Source organism: Microbacterium sp. AR7-10, from assembly GCF_001878835.1.
Classification (GTDB): Bacteria; Actinomycetota; Actinomycetes; order Actinomycetales; family Microbacteriaceae; genus Microbacterium; species Microbacterium commune.
Window position 1 is genome coordinate 1 of sequence record NZ_MJIR01000050.1, and the last position, 23,945, is coordinate 23,945.

Sequence of the window (23,945 nt, forward strand, 5' to 3'; positions counted from 1 at the left end):
CGGTGAGCCCCTCGGCGACCGAGGTCGCCGGCGGCACCTCGCCGGATGACGGGGTGAGAATCTCGGCTGCCTCGTTCAGCACGGCGTCGAGCTGCGTGATCGCCGCCTGGATCTTCGGCCCGACCCCCAGCAGCGGGGCGTTGCGCAGCGCATCGCGGAAGCTGAGACCGTTCTCGTCCGCGAAGCGCGCGATCGACGTCTCGGTGACGTCGCCGATGCCGCGCCGCGGCTTGTTCAGGATGCGACGGACCGCCATCTCGTCAGCCGGGTTCGCCACGGCGACGAGGTACGCGAGGGCGTCCTTGATCTCGGCGCGCTCGTAGAACTTCGTGCCGCCCATGATCTTGTAGGGCACGGCCGCGCGGATGAAGATCTCCTCCAGCGCACGCGACTGCGAGTTGGTGCGGTAGAAGACCGCCATCTCGGAGTACGGGATGCCCGCGCGGCGCAGCGCTTCGACCTCGTCCGCGACGAACTGCGCCTCGTCGTGCTGGGAGTAGCCGGTGAAGCCCACGATCTTCTCGCCGGGCCCCCGATCGCTCCACAGGTTCTTCGCCTTGCGGTCGAAGTTGTTTCCGATCACGGCGTTCGCCGCCGACAGGATGTTCTGCGTCGACCGGTAGTTCTGCTCGAGCAGCACGACCTTCGCTCCGGGGAAGTCGCGCTCGAACTCGCTGATGTTGCGGATGTCGGCGCCGCGGAAGGCGTAGATCGACTGGTCGGAGTCGCCGACCACCGTCAGCGACGCGCCCTCGGTGTGCTCCGAAGGAGTCGGTTCGAAAATCATCATCCCCGGATCCCGCTCGTTGAGCGAGCCCGAAGGGCGAGACGAAACGCGCATGCCGTTCATCGCGAAGGCATCCGATTCTGCGGCCTGCCCCGACACCGGCCGGGTCAGCTCGTGGATCAGCGCGTATTGCGCGTGGTTGGTGTCCTGGTACTCGTCGACGAGGATGTGCCGGAAGCGACGCCGGTACACGTCCGCGACGTGCGGGAAGGCACGGAACAGGTACACGGTCTGGCCGATGAGGTCGTCGAAGTCGAACGCGTTCGCCTTCTGCAGCGCCCGCTGGTAGTCCGAGAAGATGTCGGCGAACTTCCGCTCGGCGGGATCGCTCAGATTCGCCTGGCGGGCGAAGCCCTCGGCATCCGTCAGCTCGTTCTTCAGCTTCGAGATGCGCGACTGCACCGATCCGGGGGTGAGCCCGAAGGCATCCGCGTCGTGCTCCTTCACCAGCCGCTTCAGCAGGGCGCGGGAGTCACCCGAGTCGTAGATCGTGAACGACTTGGTGAAGCCGAACTGTTCGGCCTCGCGGCGCAGGATCCGCACGCACGCGGAGTGGAAGGTCGAGATCCACATCCCGCGGGCGACGTCGCCCACGAGACCGGCGACGCGCTCGCGCATCTCCGCCGCCGCCTTGTTGGTGAACGTGATCGCGAGGATCTGGCTCGGCCACGCCTCGCGCTCGCGCAGCAGCAGCGCGATCCGCCGGGTGAGCACACTCGTCTTGCCCGACCCCGCGCCGGCGACGATGAGCAGCGCGCTGCCCCGGTGGGTCACCGCCTCGAGCTGCTGCGGGTTGAGCCCGGCGAGCAGCTCGTCGCGGCCGCCGGAGAGGCGGGGGCCGGAGGATGCGGGGACGATGAGGGGGGCGTCGGTCATGGCACGTCGAGTCTATTCGGGACGTCCGACACCGGGGTACGCTCGGAGCGAGCCGAGAGGACGGTGCCCCGATGATGACCGAGTTGACCGAACAGGAATGCCGGGAGCTGCTCGGCGCGACGACCGTGGGAAGGCTCGGCTTCGTCACGGATGCCCGGGTGCAGATTATCCCGGTCAACTACCTCATCGACGGCGATGACGTCGTGATCCGGACGGCACCGTCCGGCCTGCTGCGCGCATTGCCGGAGAGCACCGTGGGGATCGCGTTCGAGGTGGACCACCACGACGATCTCGCCGGCTCCGGCTGGAGCGTGCTGCTGAGCGGATCCGTCTCCGAGATGACCGACGACGAGCTGGCGGCCGTGCCCGGTGTGACGCGGCGCACTCCGTGGGCCGAGGGCGACAGGTCGCTGCCGCTGCGGTTCACCCCGGCATCGATCTCCGGTCGCCGGGTGCGCCGTCCGCACTGAGCGCAGAGGTGGCACAATCGGGCCATGCGCACGATCCTCAACATCATCTGGGTCATCTTCGCCGGATTCTGGCTGTGGCTGGGGTACATCCTGGCAGGCATCGTGCTGTGCATCCCGATCGTCACCATCCCGTGGGCGATCGCCTCGTTCCGCATCGCCGGATACTCGCTGTGGCCGTTCGGGCGTCAGGTGGTCGACCACCCCAAGGCCGGCCTCGGCTCGGTTCTCGGCAACATCGTCTGGGTTATCCTCGCCGGCTGGTGGCTCGCGCTCGGACACATCCTCTCGGGCATCGCGCTGTGCATCACCATCATCGGCATTCCGATGGGCATCGCCGACTTCAAGCTCGTGCCGGTGTCACTCATGCCGCTCGGCAAGGAGATCGTCCCCGCTCGCAGCGGCGCTTTCCGAGCCTGACCGGCCGGTTCAGCCGAAGAACGCGACTCCCAGATCGGGGTGGTCGACGAACACGCCGTCGACGCCAGTGTCGGCGATCTCGCGCCACTCGGCCTCGTAGTCCCCGAACGCCGACGTCGCTGCGCCGACGCGGAACCGCGGGTCGAGGAAGGTGTTCTCCGGGCGGCACGTCCAGGTGAACACCCGCAGACCGCGCGCATGCGCGTCGGCGACGATCGTGTTGCCCGGCGCGAGCAGCATCCTCTTGCTGACGCTGATGCCGTCGACCGTGCCGGCCAGCTGGTCGAGCCCCTCGGGCGTCACGGCGACGGCGTATGCGGGCGCCTGCCGGCCCAGCGCGCTGACGAGATCGAACGGCTTGCCCCGTGACTCGATGAGGTAGATGAAGGATGCCGCGATACCGGTCTTCTGCAGTCGATGCAGGATCGTCGACTCGAACGACTCGATGATCAGCGGCAGGTCGCCGTCCGCCCAGCCGCCCGCGCGCAGGTCGCGCTCGATAAGCGGCGCGAGATCGAGTCCGATGCTGTCGAAGTACGTGGCGTGCTTGATCTCGAGCACGATGCCGATCTCCCGGCCGTGCTCGTGCGACCCGGCGCGCACGAGGTCGAGCAGGTCGGGAAGGCGCAGGATCGGCTGACCGTCGTCGAACGTCGCGCTGGATCGACGGATCTCGGGCAGCCGCTCCCGGCTGCGCAGCGTCGACAGCTCGGCCCAGGTGAAGTCCTCGGTGAACCATCCGGTCAGCGAGACCCCGTCGACGCGCTTGGTCGTGCGTCGATCGGCGAACTCGGGGTGATCGGCCACGTCGGTCGTGCCGGAGATCTCGTTCTCGTGCCGCAGCACGAGCACGCCGTCCTTCGTCGCAACGACATCCGGCTCGACGGCATCCACCCCCATCGCCAACGCGAGCTCGTACGACGAGCGGCTGTGCTCCGGTCGGTATCCGGGGGCACCGCGATGCCCGATGACGAGCGGTCTTCTCCTGGGCACGCTCACAGCGTAAAGCACCCATTCCATAGGTTGCCGCGAGTATCTTTGAGGAAAGAGATGACCGATCCCTCGGGAGCAGAGGCCACCATGAGCAATTTCGCATTCAACAACCCGGCGTTCCAGCAGCAGGATCCGCGAAATGTCGCGTCCTATCCCGGTTCGTCTCAGGGCACCTACGCACCGCCGCCCGCACCGGGCGCCGCCGCCGGCACCGCGTCGTTCCAGCACGCGGGAATGGATGCCGCCGCAAACGCGCAGCTGGAGGGCATGTACACCTCGCCGTCCGCGGGCGCGCTGGAGACCGACCGGATGACGGTCGAGGACACGGTCTGGAAGACCGCGGGCCTCTTCGCCATCCTGCTCGTCACCGCGGTCGTCGGCTGGGTGTGGACGGCGACCAGCTTCGTCAACTCCGGTGGCAACGCCGACATGACCCCATGGCTCGTCGGCGCACTCGGCGGTTTCGTGCTCGCCATGGTCGTCACGTTCACCTCTCGCAAGAAGGTGCGCCCCGCCCTCATCTGGGCCTACGCGGCGTTCGAGGGCCTGTTCGTCGGCGCCATCTCGGCCTACTTCGAGATCATCTGGCCGGGCGTGGTCATGCAGGCGACTCTGGCGACCATCGCGGTGGTCGGCGTCACCCTCGCCCTTTTCGCCAGCGGCAAGGTGCGCGCCAGCGCGAAGATGACCAAGGTCGTCATGATCGCGATGCTGGGCTACCTGGTCTTCTCGGTGCTCAACCTCGTGCTCATGTGGACGGGCGTCCTCCCCGCCGGCCAGGCCTTCGGCCTGTACAGCGCAGAGATCTTCGGCATCCCGCTCGGTCTCATCATCGGCGTGCTGGTCGTCTTCATGGCCGCGTACTCGCTGGTGATGGACTTCGACCAGATCCAGCAGGGCGTCCGCAACGGCGCCCCGCGCAAGTACGGCTGGCTCGGAGCGTTCGGCATCATGGTGACCGTCGTCTGGCTGTACGTCGAGATCTTGCGCATCCTCGCGATCCTGCGCGGAAACGACTGATCGGACCCCCGCATCGCGAACGGGCCGCTCTCCTCGGAGGGCGGCCCGTTCGGCGTCTGCAGGGCCGCTACAGCCGCGGCGCATCACGCGCCTGAGAGGCCCTTACCTCATCCCGCCGACCGACACAAGGGTGTGCCGCATATTCGTAGGTATCGGGCAGGGTAGAGGAATCCGGAACCCCGGGTATCACTCACAGATCGGAGACACTCATGGGCTTCCTCGCCTTTCTCCTCCTCGGACTCATCGCTGGTGCGATCGCGAAGCTGATCCTTCCGGGCAAGCAGGGCGGCGGCTGGATCGTCACCCTCATCCTCGGAGTCGTCGGCGCACTGCTCGGCGGCTGGCTGGGCAGCGTGCTGTTCGGCAAGGGCGTCGAGGGCTTCTTCGACCTCGGCAGCTGGCTGCTGGCCATCGGCGGCTCGATCATCGTGCTGCTGATCTACGGCCTCGTCGTCGGTCGCGGCAGCCGCCGCGCCTGATACGGGCACATGAAAGAGGCCGCTNNGCCTCTTTCATGTGCGAGCGGAGCGTCGGGAGATCACTCCCACTCGATGGTCGCCGGCGGCTTGGACGTGACGTCCAGCACGACGCGGTTGACCTCGCGCACCTCGTTGGTGATGCGGTTCGAGATCTTGGCGAGCACGTCGTAGGGCAGGCGCGTCCAGTCGGCCGTCATGGCGTCTTCGCTGGAGACCGGGCGCAGCACGATGGGGTGGCCGTAGGTGCGGCCGTCGCCCTGCACGCCCACCGAGCGCACATCGGCGAGCAGCACGACCGGGCACTGCCAGATCGTCTCGTCCAGGCCCGCCTTGGTGAGCTCCTCGCGGGCGATCGCGTCTGCTTCGCGGAGGATCTCAAGACGCTCGCGCGTGACCTCCCCGATGATCCGGATGCCGAGGCCGGGGCCGGGGAACGGCTGGCGGCCGACGATCGCCTCGGGGATGCCGAGCTCGCGTCCGATGGCGCGGACCTCGTCCTTGAACAGCGCGCGCAGGGGCTCGACGAGCTCGAAGTCGAGGTCGTCGGGCAGGCCACCGACGTTGTGGTGCGACTTGATGTTCGCGGTGCCCGCTCCCCCGCCCGACTCGACCACGTCGGGGTACAGGGTGCCCTGCACGAGGAACTTCACCGGCGCGCCGCCGGTGGCCTTGGCCTCTTCGACGAGGTCGCGCTGCACCTGCTCGAACGCGCGGATGAACTCGCGGCCGATGATCTTGCGCTTGGTCTCGGGGTCGGTGACCCCCTCGAGGTGGCCGAGGAACGTGTCGACGGCGTCGACGGTGATCAGCCGCACGCCGGTGGACTCGACGTAGTCCTTCTCGACCTGCTCGCGCTCGCCCTTGCGCAGCAGCCCGTGATCGACGAACACGGCGGTCAGCTGGTCGCCGATCGCCTTGTGCACGAGGGCCGTCGACACGGCCGAGTCGACGCCGCCGGAGAGCGCGGAGATGACGCGGGCGTCGCCGACCTGCTCGCGGATGCGCTCGATCTGCTCGGCGATGACGTTGTCGCTGTTCCAGTCTGCGGGAAGCCCCGCACCCCGGTGCAGGAAGTTCTCGATGATCGCCTGGCCGTGGTCGGAGTGCTTGACCTCGGGGTGCCACTGCACACCGTAGAGCTTGCGCTCCTCGTTCGCGAAGGCGGCGACCTTCGTCGCGTCGGTGGTCGCCAGCACGTCGAAGCCCTCGGGAGCGCGCGACACCTGGTCGCCGTGGCTCATCCAGACGTTCTGCTCAGCGGGCTGACCGGCGAGCAGCGTGCTGTCGGTGGCGGGGATGTGCGCGTCGGTCGCGCCGTATTCGCGAAGACCCGTGTGCGCGACCTCACCGCCGAGGGTCTGCGCCATGTACTGGAAGCCGTAGCAGATGCCGAGCGTCGGAACACCGAGGTCGAACACGGCCGGGTCGAGCTGCGGTGCGCCGTCGTCGTACACCGAGGAGGGGCCGCCCGACAGGATGAGCGCGACGGGGTTCTTCGCCGCGATCTCCTCCGCCGTGGCGGTGTGCGGCACGATCTCGCTGTACACGCCCGCCTCCCGGACGCGGCGGGCGATCAGCTGCGCATACTGCGCTCCGAAGTCGACGACCAGCGCGGGGCGCTGCTGGGTCTCGGTCTGCTCGGTCAACGGGCACCTTCCGTGGTGGTGGGCGCAGGCGTCGCGGTTGGCTCCGCGGCCTCGCGCTGGGCGAGATAGGCCTTCACGTCGCGCGCCACGCGCGTCTCCATGAAGAAGGACAGCAGCGGGATGACACCGCCGAGGGCGAGCAGGATGAAGCGCACGAACGGCCAGCGCATCATGCTCCACATGCGGAAGCAGGCGAACAGGTAGACCACGTAGAACCAGCCGTGCGCGACGAGGATGCCCTGTGACACGTTGAATCCGTCACCGGTCGATTCCAGCCCGTCGGCGGTCTCGACGACCTCGGCGAACCAGAGCGGACCGCCGGATCCGCCGAGGAAGAGTTCGAGGTGGATCGGCGTGTACTTCAGCACCATCTCGGTCACGAGCAGCAGCAGCATGACGCCGGTGATGATCGAGGCGACCTGGTAGAACTTCAGCGCTCCGCGGATCGCCGGGAAGCTGGCGACTCTGGGCTCGGGCATGCCCTCCATTCTAGCCGCCGCGCTGATACGGCGAAGGCCGCCGGGATCACTCCCGACGGCCTCCGCCCGCATCAGATGCGTGCCGTGATCACCAGCGGGTGATCAGACCCCAGATCCAGTCGACGATCTGCTGGATGATGCCGCTCACTCCGCCGGCGCGGTTGACGTGCACCGTGGCGGTGGCCGCGTCGCCGTCGGCCTGCACCACTGCGAGTGTGTACTTGCCCGGCTGAGTGCTCTTCGGCACGCGCACCGTGGTCGAGAACGTTCCGTCGTCTCCGACCTGCACGGTGCCGACCTGCACGGCCTGCCCCTTCTTGGGACGCAGCTCGACGGTCACCGTCTCGCCGGGGGTGAAGCGCTCGCCGGTCAGCGCGAGGGTGCCGCCGGCGCTGACCTTCGACGAACCCGTCGTGATGGTGCCCTCGAACGGTCCGGGCTCGGGCTCGTCGGCGGCCACCGTGAACGGCAGCGTGACCGCCGCGCCCACGTCCGGCGTCGCGACCAGCGGCGCACCGGCTGATCCCTCAGGCACGGTGAACGAGATGCTCGCCCGGCCGACCTCGTCGGTCGTGTTCACGATGGTCGGGTCGACCGCGGCCGAACCCACCGGGACGCCGCCCAGCGACAGCTCCACCGTCGTCGGCACCCGATCGCCCGCGCTGAACGCGAGCGACGACAGCGCCACGGTCACCACGTCGCCCGTGGCGTAGCCGTCCGCACCCGGGGCCGGCGTGATCGACGCGCCCACGGCGCGCTGGTCGAGGTCAGGGCTCGCCGTCTTGTTCGCGTCGAACCAGTCGACCATCGACTGCAGGTCGATCTTGCCGGTGTCCTTGGCACTGGTGCCCTTCGCCAGGGTGGAGAAGTTGTCTCCACCGGCGGCGAGGAACGAGTTCGCCGCGACCGTGTACGAGGCGGCCGGGTCGAGAGCGGCTCCGTTCAGGGTGATCGAGGTGATCCGCTCACCCTGCGCCGCGGTGGGATCGTACGTGTACGACAGCCCCTCCGAGACGCCGAGCTTCAGGAACGGACGGCTGGCGCCCGCCGGCTGCCACTGCTCTTCGAGCACGGCCTTCAGCTGTGCACCGGTGAGCTGGGTCGTGACCAGCGTGTTGGCGAACGGCTGCACCGTCGCCGCCTCACGATAGGTGACGTTGCCGTCGGGGTCGTTCGCGTTCGACGAGGCGTAGGTGAGGTTGGCGCGGATGCCGCCCGGGTTCATCAGCGCGACGTCAGCGCCCGTGGCCCACTTCTGCACGTCGGCGACGAAGTTGCCGATCGTCGACTCGCCACCGCGGTTCTCGGTGCCGTCGGCCTGGCGAGCGCGGTTGAGATCGGCCGTGATGTCGCCCACCTTGACGGCGCCGAGCACGTCGGCCTCCTTCTTGGCTTCGTCGACGATGGCCTGCACCTCGGCGACCGGCTGGTAGTTGCCCGCCAGCGGACGGATCTCGTTGGTGATCGAGATGAGCTCGTTCTTGTTCGGGTCGACCTTCAGGTTCATCACGCCCATGTTCTCGCCGTACTGCCCCGCCGACACGACCGGACGGCCGTCGATGACGTGGTTGTAGGCCAGGTGGGTGTGCGCCGAGACGATCGCGCTGACGTCGTCGCCTACGCCGTAGACGATCTCGCCCAGTGCCGACTCGGGGGTGATGCTGTCGGCCGACACGGTGGTCGCCCCCTCGTGCACGAGCAGGATGACCACATCGGCTTCGCCGTTGGCGTCGTCGCCGTCTCGCAGGTTCGCGGCTGCGGTGTTGACCGAGTCGACGATGTCGCGCACCTCGAGGTCGGCGATCCCGGCCGGCGAGACCAGCGAGTCGAGCTCTTCGGTCACGGCGCCGACGAAGCCGACCCGCACGCCGTCGACCTCCTTCACCCATGACGGGGCGAGGGCCGTCTCATCCGAGCCCTTCAGGAACACGTTCGACGAGATGTACTCCCAGTCGGCGCGCTCCTGCACGCGATCGCGAAGGTCTGCCCACCCCTGGTCGAATTCGTGGTTGCCCGCGGCGCTCACGTCGAGGCCGGCGGCGTTGAGCGCGTCGATCGTCGGGTTGTCGTCCTGGATGAACGAGGTGAACGTCGATGCGCCGATCAGGTCGCCGGCGGCGGCGAAGATCGTGTTCGGGTTGGCCTCGCGCACCGCCTTGACCGCTCCCGCCAGCACTGCCGCGCCGGCTGCCTTGCCGTCGGCCTCGATGCGGCCGTGGAAGTCGTTGATCGTGGCGATGTCGATGCTGACCGGCGGCTCGGTGGCCGAGACGCCGACGAGGATCGGGTCGTGGTCACTCGAGCGGAACGGGGTGCCCGTCTCGGTGGCGCCGTACGCGTAACCGCGGTCGCTCCACTCCGGCGAGTTGATCGTCCACGCGTCGGCGCCGGTGATCGAGCGCGCCAGCGAGGGCGAGGCGATCACGTGGTCGAGCGAGCCCAGCTCGCCGTCGAACGTGTAGGTGTAGCTGCCGGGCGAATGCACGGGAACGGTGTCGACCCACCCCTCCGACGTGAACACGTCGATCGGGTCTTCGTGGCCGTAGGCGTTGAAGTCGCCGATCAGCAGCATGTCGTCGCCGTTGGTCTTCTCCAGCTGCTCGGTGAACGCGAGCAGCGACTGCGCCTGCTTCACGCGGTCGGCGTTGAAGAAGCCCTGTCCGTCGGCCGGCTGCGTGCCGGAGCCGGACTTCGACTTGAAGTGGTTCGCGATCACGGTGATCGTGCGACCGTCCGCGTCGAACGCCTGGGCGATCGGCTCGCGCGCGTTGCCCCACACTGTCTCGTCGTCGATGGTCTGCGCGTCGCCGACCGGCTTCACCTCGTTCGCCTTGTAGATGATGGCGTTGGTGATGAAGTCGGTGGTGGCCGCGTTCTGCAGCGACTGCGGGGTGGGAACGTACGCCCACACTCCGCTGCCGGCCTCCGCATTCAGCCCGTCGACCAGGTCGGCGAGCGCGGTGTCGGCGGGCTCGCCCAGCTTCACCGAGTTCTCGATCTCCATGAGCGAGACGACATCGGCATCCAGCTTGTTGATCGCGGAGACGATCTTCGACTTCTGGATCGCGAACTCGGCCGCGGTCTTCGCGCCACGGGCGTCGGCGTTCTCGCTGGTCAGCGTGGTGAAGTAGTTGTACACGTTGAACGACGCGATCTGCACGTCGCCGCCCACGGAGGGGACCTCGGGGCGCGGATTCTTCGTGGTGAACCCGAGCTTCTCGTCCGCCGGCGACGCGCTGTCGAGCGGGGTGACGGGCTGCAGCCGCCAGTCGTCGAAGCCGTACTGCAGCACCAGGCCCTTGCCGCCGAAGTCGACCGCGTCGCCGTTTCGCACGACGGTGTCCTTCGTGAAGTACGGCTGGTCGTTCGCGTGGTCCTTGTTGCTCACCTGGATGCTGTAGCCGTCGTCGAGCAGGACCCGGTCGGCGCGGTTCGCCGCGGCGATGGCATCCGCCTCGGCCCCCGGGCGCTTCAGCTCGGTGCCCTTCACGTTGAGCTCGCCGGGATTCAGCCACAGCGTGCCGAAGTTGAACAGCTGGTGGCTGGAGGCGACGAGGTAGTCGCCGGTGGGCAGCACGAGCATGTTCTCGTACGCCTCGCGCGCCGTGCCGACGACCGTGGTCGGCAGGGGCGCGGGAGCGGGCACGCCGGCGCCCGCCGTGACGACGGAGACGCCGGATGCCGATGACGGGGCGATCTGCGTCTGGCCGAAGTACTCGTCGACCACGCCGGTCACAGAGACCAGGTCGCCGATCGCACCGGGGACGGTCGTGCCGCCGAGGAAGACGAAGATGCCGTCCGAGGCATCCGGGGTCTTGTCGTCTGCGCCGCCTGACCCTGCGGTCTGGATGACGATGCCCTTGTAGCCGCCCGTGCGGTAATCGGCGGTGATGACGCCCTCGACGGTGACGGTCTTGCCCTTGTACGGCGAGACGTCGGTGGTGCCCTGCACCTCGGCGATGCTCACCTTCTGCGCGGGTTCGGGCTCGGGTTCGGGCTCGGTGGTGCTGCCGGAGCTCGTGGGCGTGATCGTCGCGGAGAGCGCGAAGTCGGTCTTGTTGTCGTCGGTGTCCTTGCCGTCGGTGCGGTTCAGCGACTTCACGTCGGTGTTGCCGGCGGGCGCTCCGGCGACCGTGCCCTCGAAGGTGTTCGAGCTGCCGTATCCGAGCAGATCGACGACGCCGTCCGCGCCGGCGGCATCCCCGACGGGCAGCGTCACGGCCGAAGCGCCCTGCACGAGGGCGATCGTCCCCGCGGTGCCGCTCGGGGTCAGCGTGCTGGTCTGATCGGGCGTGGGCAGAGCGGCACCCGCGGTGCCGTTGCTGTTCGCCTGAACGAGGAAGTAGCCACCGGCCTTGATGGTTCCGGTGAGCGCGACGACCCCGTTCGAGGCGCCCGAGCCTCCCGCGGAGCGGTACTGCAGCGACATCCCGTCGAGCACGACGTCCTTGTCGGTCGGGTTGTACAGCTCGATGAACTTGTTCTTGAACGCGGCACCGGCGCTGCCGCCGGACAGGTAGGCCTCATTGATGACGACGCCGGTGCCGGCGACATCCGCGAAGGCGGGCGCGGCGATGAGCGATCCCATGCTCATCGTGAACGCCGTGGTGAGCGCGAGCGCGGCGATGCGCCCCCGCTTCCTCTGGTGGGCGATCGGAACGGCCGCGTTCCGATCGGCAGGGGTGTGCATCATGAATGCCGTCTCCTCATTCTGGTTGGCCGGAGATCTCGTGGATCCGCCGTCAGACGCTCGAGCACGTGCTCGCGCATGAAAGCGACCATAGGCCGGGCCTCCGACATCCGGCAAGAGGGTTCGCCCACCCGTCACCGGATGGTCACCCCGCCGTCGCGTCAGGCGTGCGCGTCTTCGAACTCCTCGACCTCGCGCTCCCAGGCATCCTTCGCCAGGCGGTACCAGAGGTAGAACGCGAAGCCGGCGAAGATCGCCCACTCGGCCGCGTAGAAGATGTTCAGCCAGTTGACGGGCGACTTCTCCTCGGGCGCCGGTGAGTCGATGTCGACGAGTCCGGCGGGGGCGGTGAGGGATGCCAGATACGGGCGGTACACGTCGAGCTGCTCGACGTCGTGCCACTGGCTGAGCAGCGCCGCGGGCGACATCCTCGTCAGCGCGAAGACGTCGTCGGCCGGCGGCAGCTCGACGCCCTCATCATCGATCAGCCGACCGGTGAGCTCGACCTCGGCAGCCCCCTGACCGGCGAGCGCGTCGGCTGCGGCCTCGGCCTGCTCTCGAGTCGGAGCCCAGCCGAGCGCGACGGCGATCGACGTGCGATCGGCGACCCGCAGCTGCCCGGTGACCCAGTACCCCTCGACGCCGGCGTTGAACCGGGACGAGATCACGATGAAGTCCTCGGCGACCCACTCGCCGCTCGTGGTGACCTTCTGACCGCCGAGCGGCTCGGGCAGGTACTGCCCCGGTTCGACCACGTCGGTCAGCGGGCGCACCTGCTCGGTCGCGCCGGGGGGCGGCGGGTCGGTGTCGATCGCGCGCGCGAGCTGCCACTGTCCGAGCCAGGCGAAGACGCCGGCGACCACGAGGCAGAGCAGCAGCACGCCGATCCAGCGCCCGCGCAGCATCACCTCGCGCAGCGTCGGCGGGAACTCCTGCGCCGGAGCGGGCAGCGGCTCGGTCATCCCAGCTCGTACGGCGCGAGCACGACCTCGACCCGCTGGAACTCCTTGAGGTCGGAGTACCCGGTGGTCGCCATCGACTTGCGCAGCGCGCCGATGAGGTTGGCGGTCCCGTCGGCGACGGGTGCCGGGCCGTACAGGATCCGCTCGAGGTCGGCGACCCGGTCGACGGCGACGCGCCGGCCGCGGGGAAGTTCGGGGTGGTGCGCCTCGGCGCCCCAGTGGAAGCCCTGTCCAGGGGCATCCGTCGCGCGCGACAGCGCGACACCCAGCATCACGGCATCCGCACCCATCGCGAGGGCCTTCACCATGTCGCCGGAGGTGCCGACGCCGCCGTCGGCGATGACGTGCACGTAGCGTCCGCCCGACTCGTCGAGGTAGTCGCGGCGAGCGGCGGCGACGTCCGACACGGCGGTCGCCATCGGGGCGTGGATGCCCAGGGTCACGCGCGTGGTCGACGCCGCTCCCCCGCCGAAGCCGACCAGCACGCCCGCCGCGCCCGTGCGCATGAGGTGCAGGGCGGCGGTGTAAGTGGAGGCGCCGCCGACGATGACGGGCACGTCGAGGTCGTAGATGAACTTCTTGAGGTTCAGCGGCTCGACGGCGCTGGAGACGTGCTCGGCGGAGACGGTCGTGCCGCGGATGACGAACAGGTCGACGCCGGCGGCGACGACGGTCTCGTACAGCTCCTGGGTGCGCTGCGGGGTGAGCGAGCCCGCGACGGTGACGCCGGCCTCGCGGATCTCGGCGAGGCGCTGCTTCACGAGCTCCGGCTTGACCGGCTCGGAGTACAGCTGCTGCATCCGCACGGTGGCGGTCTCCGCGGGGAGCGCGGCGATCTCGTCGAGCAGCGGCTGCGGGTCGTCGTAGCGGGTCCACAGGCCTTCGAGGTCGAGCACGCCGAGCCCGCCGAGCCGGCCGAGCGCGATGGCGGTCGCCGGGCTGACGACGGAGTCCATCGGGGCGCCGAGCACCGGGATGTCGAACGAGAACGCGTCGATCGTCCACGCGGTCGAGACGTCGGCGGGATTGCGGGTGCGTCGCGATGGGACCACCGCGATGTCGTCGAACGTGTACGCGCGGCGCGCGCGCTTGCCTCGGCCGATCTCGATGTCCATGCTCACCCCTACAGCCTACCCGTGGTCGCCGGCGGCCCCTCTGCCGACGGGCTCGCTCGCCGCCCGCCGGCGGTAGGCGAATACGCGGAGGTAGGCCCCAGGGAGGGTTCATCCACCTGCGCTGGCGTGTTCGCCTACCTCGGCCGAGTGCACCGGGAGCCCACTCTTCCTGCACACAAGCCGCGTACGCGCATTCCGCCCACATTCGGCCCTTTCCCGGCCCGTCGGATGCCCGAGGCCGCCAGGCTCGTGCGTCATGAGAACTCCTCTGCTGACCTGGATGGAACAGCGGCACGGCATCGCGCACAGCTCGGACGCGCGCGCCGCCGGATACTCCGACTGGACTGTGCGCACGGCGGTCGAGGCGGGGACCCTCGAGCGGGTACGTCGATCGTGGCTGGTCAGCGCCGACTGCTCTCCGCAGCGCCGCGAAGCCGCGCAGGCATGCGGACGGATCACCTGCATCACCGCAGCGCGCGAGAAAGGTCTCTGGGTTCCGGCGGCCGAGAACACGCACGTCGCGGTCGCGCCGACGGCATCCCGCAACGCGCGCGAGGGATTGCAGATGCGCTGGGCGCAAGGGCCGCTCCCCGTGGCTCGCTTCAGCACCGAGGAGCCGCTGTTGAACGTGCTCTTCCACGTCGCGAGGTGCCTCGATCCCGCCGAAGCGGCCACGGTGTGGGAATCGGCGCTGCGCACCGGATCGGTGACCCTCACCCAGCTGCGACGGACGCAGTGGGGATCGCTGCGACCGGCTCAGGTGCTCGAGATGGTCGGCGCGCTGTCGGACTCGGGCGTGGAGACGACCTTCGTGCGGATCGCGCAGACGTGCGGCCTCGAGGTGCGCCAGCAGGTCGTCATCGACGGTCACCGGGTAGACGCGCTGATCGGCGAGCGACTCGTCGTCCAGCTCGACGGTTTCGAGTTCCACCGCGAGGCGAAGGACAGGCGGCGCGATCTGCGGCAGGACGCCCGGCTCGCTCTGCTGGGCTACACGGTGCTCCGCTTCGACTACCAGCAGGTCATGTTCGACGCGCGATACGTGATGGAGACGCTCATGAACGCGATCGCGCAGGGTCTGCATCTGTCACCCCGGCGCTGATCCGGGCATCCGGCGCAGGCGAACGCACGGACGTAGGCCGATCCACCCGACCTCCCGCCTACCTGCGCGTGTTCGCCTACCTCCGACGGGCGGTGGAACCGACCGGCCGATGCGTCAGCGCGGCTCGGACATCCGCGCGAGCAGCTCGATGAGCAGCGCCTCGGCGACGGGCTGCGGCAGCTGCTCGAGCAGGGCCATCAGCGTGGCCATCGGCCGATCCGCCGACACCGACCCCGCGCCGGCGAGCCGCAGCAGTCGCCACGCCGCCGTCGGACCGGGAACGCGCCCGCCCGGGCCGTAGCCGAGCAGCCGCAGGGTGGCCAGCAGCAGCCACGGGTCCGCCGCGGGCATGCCGCGCACCTCGTCGGCCGCGGCCGCGAGCGCGCGCGTGAACTCCCCGATCTGGTGCTCGATCACGGGGGTGAGCGTGAGGTGCGCGCTGTGCGCGATCCGCACGCCGTTCTGCTGCACCAGACCAGGCTGCGGCTGGATCTTCCATCCGTGCCCCACCATCGCGTCGGCGAGGCGGTGCGGGTCGACGCGCTCGGATGCCGGCACGCTGTCGTCCGAGCCGAGCGCGATCGCCGGCCCGATCGGGTCGCCGATGACCCGCAGGCCGGGGATGTCGTCGACCGCGCTCCTGACGGCGTGCGCGACCCGGTGGATCGAGCCCGTCAGCCGCCGGTACCCGTCGTCGCCGAGATGCTCGATGATGGCCCACGCAGCGGCGAGCGGTGACGCCGAGCGCGAGCCGAGCAGGGTCGGATTGACGACCGGGTAGCCGGCCCACCCCGTCGTGGCGAAGTACTGCGCCCGGTGGCGGCGCCGGCCGCGCTGCAGCAGCACCGACACCCCCTTGGGTGCGTATCCGAACTTGTGCACGTCTGCCGAGATGCTCGTGACCCCGCGCACGCGGAAGTCCCATGCCGGCAGCCCCGGCCACCACGGCAGCACGAATCCGCCGAAGCACGCGTCGACGTGGCAGGAGATCCCCCGACCGGATGCCGCGGCCGCGACCTCTGCGATCGGATCGAGCAGTCCGGTGGGATACGACGGCGCGGAGACGACGACGAGGGCGACGTCGTCTCCGAGGCGCTCGATGAGGTCGGTTGCCGCGATCGTTCCGTCGGGCGAGCAGGGCACGGGATCGAACTCGAGATCGAACAGCTGCGCGGCCTTGATGAACGCGGCGTGCGCGGTGGCCGGGGCGACGAGGCGCGGACGGACGCCCCCCGCCGAGTCGGCATGCGACGTCCGCCACAGGTCGCGGGCCGTCTTGACCGCGAGCAGGCAGCTCTCGGTCCCCCCGCTCGTGACGGTGCCGACGACCGATCGGCTGCCGTGCAGCATCCGTCGGGTGAAGCCGATCACGTCGCGCTCCATCGCGGCGATCGACGGGAACACGGTGGGATCGAGGCCGTTGAGAGGTCGCGCGAGACGTGCCGCGGCGTCGGCCAGCTCGTCGAGTTCGGCGAGACCGGAGTCGTACACGTACGACAGCACCCTTCCGCCGTGCGTGGGCGCGTCTGCGGCGCGCATCCGGCGCAGACGATCGAGGATGTCGCTCACGCCGACGTCCCGACGATGTCGTGCTCTCGCAGCCGGTAGCGGGCGAGTGCGACGAGGCTGAGCAGCATGAGCGCCGCCGGGAGCAGGCTGAAAGCCACCGCGATGCCGGTCACGGCGGCATCCGGCTGGACGACCTCGACCGTGGCCGTGGTCTCGATGTAGCCGGTGGCCGCGAGCACGATCGAGAGCACCGTCGCGCCGAGTGCCATGCCCGTCGTCTCCCCCGCCGTCCACACTCCGCTGAACACCCCGGAGCGGTTGTCGTGTCCGCCTGCGCTGTGATCGTGCGCGATGACGTCGGGCAGCATCGCCATCGGCAGCGTCTGCATGCCCGCGTAGGCCGCGCCGGCGAGCGCGACGGGTGCGAGGATCCACCATCCGGGCGTCCAGATCATCACGCCGAGCACCGCGGTCGCCGCGAGGAACGCCGAGCTGGCGATCCGGAATCCGCGCTCTTTGCCGATGCGGTCTGCGACGATCTTCCACACCGGAGCCATCAGCAGAGCCGGAGCGATCAGCGCGACGAACAGCGGGGTCACCGCGCCCTCGTCGCCCAGCACCCAGCGCGCCACGAACTGCGCGGCCGCGAGCATCAGCCCGGTCGCGAGTCCCTGCAGCATGAACGCGCCGAGCAGCACGCGGAACGGCTGGCTCTCACGCAGTGCGGCTATGCCGTCGCGATAGTGCTTCGCGATCGATGCGCCGGGACGCACGGGCAGCATCGGGCGGGTGGGCGCGACGGTGGATGCGACGAACAGACCCACGCCGAGCAGCACGGCGGCCACGGCCGCCATCACGAGATAGCCCAGCAGCGGGTCGCCCTCGAACATGCCGCGGATCTCGGGCCCGCCGGCTCCGAACAGCAGGATCGCGACGGTCAGCATCACCACCCGCCAGGTGAGCAGACGGGTGCGCTCGCGATAGTCGTCGGTGAGCTCGGCCGGCAGCGCGATGTACGGCACCTGGAACAGGCTGAAGCATGTCGCTGCGAGCATGAACGCGATGAGCACCCAGGCGCCTGAGGCCACCGGTCCGATGCCGGCGGGCACGGCGAAGGTCAGCACGAACGCGATCGGCAGGCCGATCGATCCGATCAGCATGAGTCCGCGACGCGATCCGGAGCGCGCGAGTGCCGTGTCGCTGAGCCCGCCGATCACCGGGTCGATCAGCACGTCCCACACCTTGGCGCCGGTGACGATCGCGCCGGCGGCGAGCGCCGTCACGCCCAGCGAGTCGGTGAGGTAGTAGACCAGCACGAGGCCGGGCAGCGTGGAGAATCCCCCGGTGCCGAGCGAGCCGATGGCGTAGCGGGTGATCTGTCCGCGAGTGAGCGTGTTCGACGCTGAGCGCATGCGGCTCACTCTAGTGGTGGGTGCGTGCGCGTCGTCCGGCCCGGCCGAGGCAGAAGAACCTACTTCTTGTAGTTCGGCGCCTCGACGACGATCTGCACGTCGTGCGGGTGCGACTCCTTCAGCCCCGCCGCGGTGATGCGCACGAAGCGGCCGCGCGCCTTGAGCTCTTCGATGGTGCGGGCGCCGACGTAGAACATCGACTGACGCAGACCGCCCATCAGCTGGTACGCCACGGCCGAGAGCGGACCGCGGTACGGCACCTGCCCCTCGATGCCCTCGGGGATCAGCTTGTCGTCGCTGGGGACGTCGGCCTGGAAGTAGCGGTCCTTCGAGTACGAGGTCTGCTTGCCGCGGGTCTGCATGGCGCCCAGCGACCCCATGCCGCGGTACTGCTTGAACTGCTTGCCCGACTGGAAGACGATCTCGCCCGGAGACTCGTCGGTGCCGGCGAGCAGCGAGCCGAGCATGACGGCGTCGGCCCCGGCGACCAGCGCCTTGGCGATGTCACCCGAGTACTGCAGGCCGCCGTCGGCGATCACGGGCACACCGGCGGGGCCGGCCGCGAGGGACGCCTCGTACACCGCGGTCACCTGCGGCACGCCGACACCGGCGACTACGCGGGTGGTGCAGATCGACCCGGGGCCCACACCGACCTTGACGGCGTCGACGCCGGCATCCACCAGAGCCTGCGCACCCTCGCGGGTCGCGACGTTGCCGCCGACGATGTCGATGTGCTCGAAGGTGGGGTCGGCCTTGAGCCGCTTGACGAGCTCGATGACGCCCTGCGACTGGCCGTTGGCGGTGTCGACGACGAGAAGGTCGACACCGGCATCCCGCAGCGCCTCGGCGCGCTCCCACGCGTCGCCGAAGAAGCCGATCGCCGCGCCCACGCGCAGGCGGCCCTGGTCGTCCTTGGTGGCGAGCGGGTACTTCTCGCTCTTGTCGAAGTCCTTGATCGTGATGAGGCCCGCGAGCGTTCCGTCGGTGTCGATCAGCGGCAGCTTCTCGACGCGGTGCTTCGCGAACAGGGCGATGACCTCGCCGGCGGGAACCCCGACGGGAGCGGTGACGAGGTTCTCGCTCGTCATGACGTCCTTCACCAGCGTGGTCTGGCGCTCGAAGCCCGAGACGAAGCGCATGTCGCGGTTGGTGATGATGCCCACCAGGTGGCCCGCCTCGTCGACGACCGGCAGCCCCGAGATCCGGTAGCGCGCGCACAGGTTGTCGACCTCTTCGACGGTCGCGTCCGGGGTCGTGGTGATCGGGTCGGTGATCATGCCCGACTCGCTGCGCTTGACCCGGTCGACCTGCGCGGCCTGGTCGGCGATCGACAGGTTGCGGTGCAGGATGCCGATGCCGCCCTCGCGCGCCATCGCGATCGCCATGCGGGCCTCGGTCACCGTGTCCATCGCGCTGGAGAGCAGTGGAGTGGCCACGGAGATGCGCCGCGTGATCCGGGAGGAGGTGTCGGCCTCACTGGGGATGACGTCGGTGTGCCCTGGAAGGAGGAGCACGTCATCGTAGGTGAGTCCGACGAAACCGAACGGGTCGTGCTGCTGCATCAAAGCGTGCTCCTCTGCGCCGGAGGCGCGATCGAATGGCGAATGCGCGGGGACGTCTGCGACCGGAGATGGTGTGACGGTGTATAGATTCTAAGCGCGCTCGCGCCCGCGTTATTCCGAGAACGCCGAGAACGTCGGGAACGCCATGCACGTCAGGTCGGACACTCCCGAGATTCCGATCAGGACACGGATGGTGCGATGCGTGCCGACGACGGGATACGCTCAGTGCGACGTCCAAGCGGAGCGACGACCCGAAGTCGCTCGATGCACTCGATGTGGAGGATGCGTGGGACTCAGAACTGCGGCGCTTCAGCGCCCCCGAAACGGTGTGCTCGCGCTGCTCGCGATGCTGCTCGCCGCCTTCCTCGTCTTCGGCATGCCGGCCGGTGCCGCGCATGCGGAGACGACGCCGGACGGTCAGGAGGTCACCGACTTCTACTTCGCCGGCAACATCACGTACAAGGGCGAGCCGATCGAGGGCGTGAAGCTGGCGGTCGACGGCAACGGCTTCACCGGCGAGACGCAGACCGGCGCCGACGGCAAGTGGAAGCTCTACGTGCCCGAGAAGAAGAAGTACACCATCGCGGTGGATGAGGACACCCTCCCCAAGGGCGTCATCGTCGACACCTCGCAGCTGCCCGAGGGCGTGACCGCCGTCGACGGGACGAGCGGCTCGTTCGAGGCGGAGTTCGGCCTCACCGGCACGAAGATCGTCAACCTGTTCCTCGGACAGGGTGAGCGCGTCACCGTCTCCTTCCTCGACCAGCTCATCTCGCGCACCATCGGCGGCATCAACTTCGGTCTGCTGCTGGGCCTCGCCTCGATGGGTGCCGCGCTGATCTACGGCACCACCCGCCTCTCCAACTTCGCGCACGGCGAGATGGTCACCTGGGGCGGCGTGGTGGTGGTGCTGTTCACATCGTTCTGGAACCTGCCGCTGTGGGCCGGGATCATCGCCGCGGTGATCGGCGGCGGTGCGCTGGGCTGGGCGATGGATGCCGGGATCTGGCGCCCCCTGCGCCGACGCGGTCTCGGCATCGTGCAGCTGATGATCGTCAGCATCGGACTCTCGCTCGCGCTGCGCTACGTGCTGCAGTACATGATCGGCGGCGACACCGCGCAGCTGCCCGGTTCGAGCCCCGCCCCGATGCGGCTCGGCCCGATCTCGCTGTCGTACATCGACCTCATCGCGATGGCGATCAGCCTCGCCGCCATCCTCGGGATGGCCTACTTCCTCACTCGCACCCGCATCGGCAAGGCCACCCGCGCGATCTCCGACAACCCGCAGCTCGCCGCGGCCTCGGGAATCGACGTCGACCGGGTGGTGCGGATCGTCTGGATCATCTCGGGCTCGCTCGCGGCGCTGTCGGGCATCCTCTGGGCCTACTTCCGTCCCGGTGTGAAGTGGGACATGGGCATGCAGATGCTGCTGCTGATCTTCACCGCGATAACGCTCGGCGGCCTGGGCTCGGCGATCGGCGCCCTGATCGGATCGCTGATCGTCGGCATCTCGGTCGAGGTCTCGACGCTGCTCGGCGTCCCCTCCGACCTCAAGTACGCCACCGCCCTGGTCGCGCTGGTGGTCATCCTCCTGGTCAGACCGCAGGGTCTGTTCGGTCGCAAGGAAAGGCTGGGCTGACGCGTGGACTTCGGATCGATCTTCGGCAACACCGCCGCCTACCTGTTCAGCCCGGTCACCATCGCGTACGCCCTGGCTGCCACCGGCCTCGCGGTGCACTTCGGCTACGCGGGACTGCTCAACTTCGGCATGGCCGCGTTCATGGCCGTCGGCGCATACGGCTACGCCGTCCCCGTGCTCACCCTGGGCGCGCCGTGGTGGCTGGGCATGCTCATCGGCCTGGCCGGCGGTGCGCTGTTCGCGCTGCTGCTCGGCATCCCGACCCTGCGCCTGCGCGCCGACTACCTCGCCATCGCGACCATCGCGACCGCCGAGGTGGTGCGTCTGCTGTTCCTCACCCGTCTGTTCGAGGACGTCACGGGCGCGGCCGGAGGCCGCAGCGGCTACCACGAGGGCTTCCGTGCGGCTAACCCCATCCCGGAGGGCACCTACGGGTTCGGCCCGTGGACCTACAACGCCACGGAGCTGTGGAACATCGTGTTCGGCCTGATGCTGCTGGCCGTGTCGATCCTGCTCGTCTGGGCGCTGATGCGCAGCCCGTGGGGCCGCGTGCTCAAGGGCATCCGGGAGGACGAGGACGCGGTGCGCTCGCTCGGTAAGAACGTGTTCGCGTACAAGATGCAGGCGCTCGTCGTCGGCGGCGTCATCGGCGCCGCGGGCGGCATCGTCTTCGTGCTGCCCTCGGCGGTCGTGCCGGGCAGCTACTCGACGTCGCTGACGTTCTTCCTGTGGACGGTGCTTCTGCTCGGTGGCGCGGCGACGGTCTTCGGCCCGACGCTCGGCGCCGTGCTCTTCTGGGTGCTGTTCGCCTTCCTCGGCAATCTGCTCCCCCAGATGGCGACGGCCGGCTACCTGCCGATGTCGTCGTCGCAGGCCGAGATCGTGCGCTGGATCCTCGCCGGTGTGGCGCTGATGCTGATCGTGATCTATCGCCCGCAGGGCATCCTCGGAGACAAGAGGGAGATGACCTTTGTCAAATGAGAATCAGCCGGTCGGGGCTGCGGACGCGGCCTCCGTTCCGGTCACGCGCCAGAAGTCGACCGGCCTCGCGAAGGGGCCGGCGGCCCCCGGGGTGGCGAAGGTCGATCCGATCCTCGTCGTCGACGGAGTCGAACGTCACTTCGGCGGCCTGACGGCCGTCAACGTGGAGCACCTCGAGATCCCGCGCGGTGCGATCACCGCCCTGATCGGCCCCAACGGTGCCGGCAAGACGACGCTGTTCAACCTGCTCTGCGGTTTCGACCGGCCCAGCAGCGGCACCTGGCAGTACGACGGGAAGAACCTCGCCGGCATCCCCTCCTTCAAGGTGGCGCGGATGGGACAAGTGCGCACCTTCCAGCTCACCAAGGCGCTGTCGCTGCTGACCGTGCTCGAGAACATGAAGCTCGGCTCGCCCGATCAGCCGGGCGAGCGGTTCTGGGCGAGCCTGGTCCCCGCCATCTGGAAGAAGAAGGAAGTGGAGATCGAGCGGAAGGCGCGGGAGCTGCTGACGCTCTTCAAGCTGGATGCCAAGGAGAAGGACTTCGCGGCCGCGCTCTCGGGCGGGCAGCGCAAGCTGCTCGAGATGGCCAGGGCGCTGATGAGCGACCCGCAGCTCGTGATGCTGGATGAGCCGATGGCCGGGGTGAACCCCGCCCTGACCCAGTCGCTGCTCGAGCACATCCTCGGTCTCAAGGACCGCGGCATGACGGTGCTCTTCGTCGAGCACGACATGCACATGGTGCGCCACATCGCCGACTGGGTCGTGGTGATGGCCGAGGGCCGCGTGGTCGCCGAGGGCCCGCCCGAGACGGTCATGGAGGACCCGGCCGTGGTCGACGCGTACCTGGGCGCGCATCAGGATGTGGATCTCGGCGCGGTCACCGGCCGGATCGTCATCCCGGACGACGCCGGCTCCGGAGCCGCCGCGACGCGGCTGCGCGAGAAGATCGAGGCCGAGGCCGAAGCCGAGCTCGAGGCGGATGCCGAAGAGGAGAAGAAGTGATGGATGCCTCCGACGAGGTCGTTGTCGAACTCACGAACGTGCACGCGGGCTACCTCCCGGGCGTGAACATCCTCAACGGTGCGAACCTGGTCGCTCGCAAGGGCGAGCTCATCGGGATCATCGGACCGAACGGCGCGGGCAAGTCGACGCTGCTGAAGGCGATCTTCGGCATGGTGCAGGTGCGCGACGGCGAGATCACGCTGAACGGGTCGAGCATCGTGGGCCTGACGGCCGACAAGCTCGTGTCGAAGGGCGTGGCGTTCGTGCCGCAGACCAACAACGTGTTCCCCTCGCTGACCATCGCCGAGAATCTGCAGATGGGTCTGTACCAGAACCCGAAGATCTACGCCGAGCGTCTCGAGTTCGTCACCGGGATCTTCGCCGAGCTCGGCACGCGCCTGAACCAGCGCGCCGGCTCGCTGTCGGGCGGCGAGCGCCAGATGGTCGCGATGTCGCGTGCCCTGATGATGGACCCGTCTGTGCTGCTGCTCGACGAGCCCTCGGCCGGCCTCTCGCCCGTGCGCCAGGATGACGCGTTCATCCGCGTCTCCGACATCAACAAGGCGGGCGTCACGACCATCATGGTCGAGCAGAACGCACGCCGCTGCCTGCAGATCTGCGACCGCGGGTACGTGCTCGACCAGGGCCGGGATGCCTACGAGGGAACCGGCCGCGACCTGCTGAACGATCCGAAGGTGATCGGCCTGTACCTGGGCACGCTCGGCCAGGACGCCGCCTGACACCTGATTCCGCTGTCACCCGCGCTCTGCGGCCGGGCATGAAGAAAGCCCCGGATGCCGATC

At 69.0% G+C, this 23,945-nt stretch carries 19 protein-coding genes; 9 read left to right on the forward strand and 10 right to left on the reverse strand.

The features are described 5' to 3' along the window. Window positions 1–1,663 (reverse strand): ATP-dependent helicase (locus BFN01_RS06355; protein WP_071642753.1); only part of this gene is annotated, 1,663 nt, incomplete at its 3' end. Between the two features lie 71 nt (window positions 1,664–1,734). On the opposite strand from BFN01_RS06355, the gene BFN01_RS06360 reads away from it, so the two are divergent. Next, window positions 1,735–2,133, forward strand: a complete 399-nt coding sequence (locus tag BFN01_RS06360) for a pyridoxamine 5'-phosphate oxidase family protein (RefSeq protein ID WP_071642755.1) — start codon at window positions 1,735–1,737, stop codon at window positions 2,131–2,133. 24 nt (window positions 2,134–2,157) lie between these two features. After that, window positions 2,158–2,550, forward strand: a complete 393-nt coding sequence (locus BFN01_RS06365) for a YccF domain-containing protein (protein WP_071642757.1) — start codon at window positions 2,158–2,160, stop codon at window positions 2,548–2,550. A 9-nt stretch (window positions 2,551–2,559) separates the two neighbouring features. Here BFN01_RS06365 and BFN01_RS06370 read toward each other — a convergent pair whose 3' ends face one another. Beyond that, window positions 2,560–3,543 (reverse strand): glycerophosphodiester phosphodiesterase family protein, encoded by a 984-nt coding sequence (locus BFN01_RS06370; protein ID WP_071642780.1) that lies wholly within the window; start codon window positions 3,541–3,543, stop codon window positions 2,560–2,562. An 87-nt stretch (window positions 3,544–3,630) separates the two neighbouring features. On the opposite strand from BFN01_RS06370, the gene BFN01_RS06375 reads away from it, so the two are divergent. Next, window positions 3,631–4,563 carry a Bax inhibitor-1/YccA family protein gene (locus BFN01_RS06375; protein WP_071642782.1) on the forward strand — a complete coding sequence of 311 codons (933 nt, stop codon included), beginning with the start codon at window positions 3,631–3,633 and terminating at the stop codon, window positions 4,561–4,563. Between the two features lie 209 nt (window positions 4,564–4,772). Beyond that, window positions 4,773–5,042, forward strand: coding sequence for a GlsB/YeaQ/YmgE family stress response membrane protein (locus tag BFN01_RS06380; protein ID WP_071642759.1), 270 nt, complete (start codon window positions 4,773–4,775; stop codon window positions 5,040–5,042). 59 nt (window positions 5,043–5,101) lie between these two features. On the opposite strand, the gene guaA is transcribed toward BFN01_RS06380, so the two are convergent. The 5 genes from guaA to BFN01_RS06405 form a co-directional block, all read right to left on the reverse strand. Further along, the gene (gene guaA / locus BFN01_RS06385; RefSeq protein ID WP_071642761.1) at window positions 5,102–6,688 is read right to left on the reverse strand and encodes a glutamine-hydrolyzing GMP synthase; all 1,587 of its coding nucleotides are present in this window, start codon (window positions 6,686–6,688) and stop codon (window positions 5,102–5,104) included. Next, window positions 6,685–7,167, reverse strand: a complete 483-nt coding sequence (locus BFN01_RS06390; protein WP_071642762.1) for a DUF3817 domain-containing protein — start codon at window positions 7,165–7,167, stop codon at window positions 6,685–6,687. Before BFN01_RS06390 ends, guaA begins: the two co-directional genes overlap by 4 nt. An 88-nt stretch (window positions 7,168–7,255) precedes the next feature. Continuing rightward, window positions 7,256–11,860: an ExeM/NucH family extracellular endonuclease gene (locus BFN01_RS06395; protein WP_083428672.1), complete on the reverse strand. Its 4,605-nt coding sequence runs from the start codon at window positions 11,858–11,860 to the stop codon at window positions 7,256–7,258. A gap of 158 nt (window positions 11,861–12,018) precedes the next feature. Then, a complete protein-coding gene (locus BFN01_RS06400) occupies window positions 12,019–12,819 on the reverse strand; it encodes an SURF1 family protein (protein ID WP_071642764.1) in 801 nt (266 codons plus the stop codon). Then, on the reverse strand, window positions 12,816–13,934 hold the full coding sequence (locus BFN01_RS06405; RefSeq protein ID WP_071642766.1) for a GuaB3 family IMP dehydrogenase-related protein: 1,119 nt from the start codon (window positions 13,932–13,934) through the stop codon (window positions 12,816–12,818). Before BFN01_RS06405 ends, BFN01_RS06400 begins: the two co-directional genes overlap by 4 nt. A 256-nt stretch (window positions 13,935–14,190) precedes the next feature. On the opposite strand from BFN01_RS06405, the gene BFN01_RS06410 reads away from it, so the two are divergent. Then, complete coding sequence (locus tag BFN01_RS06410) at window positions 14,191–15,036, forward strand: type IV toxin-antitoxin system AbiEi family antitoxin domain-containing protein (protein ID WP_071642769.1); 846 nt, start codon at window positions 14,191–14,193, stop codon at window positions 15,034–15,036. A gap of 114 nt (window positions 15,037–15,150) precedes the next feature. Here the strand turns inward: BFN01_RS06410 and BFN01_RS06415 are convergent, their stop codons facing one another. From BFN01_RS06415 to guaB, 3 genes are read right to left on the reverse strand one after another with little or no spacing between them, the layout of a single operon-like run. Continuing rightward, window positions 15,151–16,605, reverse strand: a complete 1,455-nt coding sequence (locus tag BFN01_RS06415) for an aspartate aminotransferase family protein (RefSeq protein ID WP_371261000.1) — start codon at window positions 16,603–16,605, stop codon at window positions 15,151–15,153. Next, window positions 16,602–17,957: an MFS transporter gene (locus BFN01_RS06420; RefSeq protein WP_071642771.1), complete on the reverse strand. Its 1,356-nt coding sequence runs from the start codon at window positions 17,955–17,957 to the stop codon at window positions 16,602–16,604. Before BFN01_RS06420 ends, BFN01_RS06415 begins: the two co-directional genes overlap by 4 nt. Before the next feature lie 59 nt (window positions 17,958–18,016). After that, entirely contained in the window at window positions 18,017–19,519 is a 1,503-nt protein-coding gene (gene guaB, locus BFN01_RS06425; RefSeq protein WP_071642773.1) for an IMP dehydrogenase, read from the reverse strand. 346 nt (window positions 19,520–19,865) lie between these two features. Here guaB and BFN01_RS06430 point away from each other — a divergent pair, with 346 nt between their 5' ends. Genes BFN01_RS06430 through BFN01_RS06445 form a run of 4 tightly spaced genes read left to right on the forward strand, consistent with a single transcriptional unit; the run spans window position 19,866 to window position 23,882 of the window. Next, the gene (locus BFN01_RS06430) at window positions 19,866–21,158 is read left to right on the forward strand and encodes a branched-chain amino acid ABC transporter permease (protein WP_071642788.1); all 1,293 of its coding nucleotides are present in this window, start codon (window positions 19,866–19,868) and stop codon (window positions 21,156–21,158) included. Between the two features lie 3 nt (window positions 21,159–21,161). After that, window positions 21,162–22,139: a branched-chain amino acid ABC transporter permease gene (locus BFN01_RS06435; RefSeq protein WP_071642774.1), complete on the forward strand. Its 978-nt coding sequence runs from the start codon at window positions 21,162–21,164 to the stop codon at window positions 22,137–22,139. Further along, a complete protein-coding gene (locus BFN01_RS06440) occupies window positions 22,129–23,142 on the forward strand; it encodes an ABC transporter ATP-binding protein (protein WP_071642776.1) in 1,014 nt (337 codons plus the stop codon). Before BFN01_RS06435 ends, BFN01_RS06440 begins: the two co-directional genes overlap by 11 nt. Then, complete coding sequence (locus BFN01_RS06445; protein ID WP_071642778.1) at window positions 23,142–23,882, forward strand: ABC transporter ATP-binding protein; 741 nt, start codon at window positions 23,142–23,144, stop codon at window positions 23,880–23,882. The genes BFN01_RS06440 and BFN01_RS06445 overlap by 1 nt, the downstream gene beginning before the upstream one ends. The last annotated feature ends 63 nt before the right edge of the window (window positions 23,883–23,945 follow it).

Excerpts from the sequence above, each read along its gene's own strand:
- BFN01_RS06360 (WP_071642755.1), top strand. The coding sequence starts at position 1,735 with ATGATGACCGAGTTGACCGAACAGGAATGCCGGGAGCTGCTCGGCGCG.
- BFN01_RS06365 (WP_071642757.1), top strand. The coding sequence starts at position 2,158 with ATGCGCACGATCCTCAACATCATCTGGGTCATCTTCGCCGGATTCTGG.
- BFN01_RS06375 (WP_071642782.1), top strand. The coding sequence starts at position 3,631 with ATGAGCAATTTCGCATTCAACAACCCGGCGTTCCAGCAGCAGGATCCG.
- BFN01_RS06380 (WP_071642759.1), top strand. The coding sequence starts at position 4,773 with ATGGGCTTCCTCGCCTTTCTCCTCCTCGGACTCATCGCTGGTGCGATC.
- BFN01_RS06390 (WP_071642762.1), bottom strand. The coding sequence starts at position 7,167 with ATGCCCGAGCCCAGAGTCGCCAGCTTCCCGGCGATCCGCGGAGCGCTG.
- BFN01_RS06395 (WP_083428672.1), bottom strand. The coding sequence starts at position 11,860 with ATGATGCACACCCCTGCCGATCGGAACGCGGCCGTTCCGATCGCCCAC.
- BFN01_RS06400 (WP_071642764.1), bottom strand. The coding sequence starts at position 12,819 with ATGACCGAGCCGCTGCCCGCTCCGGCGCAGGAGTTCCCGCCGACGCTG.
- BFN01_RS06405 (WP_071642766.1), bottom strand. The coding sequence starts at position 13,934 with ATGGACATCGAGATCGGCCGAGGCAAGCGCGCGCGCCGCGCGTACACG.
- BFN01_RS06410 (WP_071642769.1), top strand. The coding sequence starts at position 14,191 with ATGAGAACTCCTCTGCTGACCTGGATGGAACAGCGGCACGGCATCGCG.
- BFN01_RS06420 (WP_071642771.1), bottom strand. The coding sequence starts at position 17,957 with ATGCGCTCAGCGTCGAACACGCTCACTCGCGGACAGATCACCCGCTAC.
- guaB (WP_071642773.1), bottom strand. The coding sequence starts at position 19,519 with ATGCAGCAGCACGACCCGTTCGGTTTCGTCGGACTCACCTACGATGAC.
- BFN01_RS06430 (WP_071642788.1), top strand. The coding sequence starts at position 19,866 with ATGCTGCTCGCCGCCTTCCTCGTCTTCGGCATGCCGGCCGGTGCCGCG.
- BFN01_RS06445 (WP_071642778.1), top strand. The coding sequence starts at position 23,142 with ATGGATGCCTCCGACGAGGTCGTTGTCGAACTCACGAACGTGCACGCG.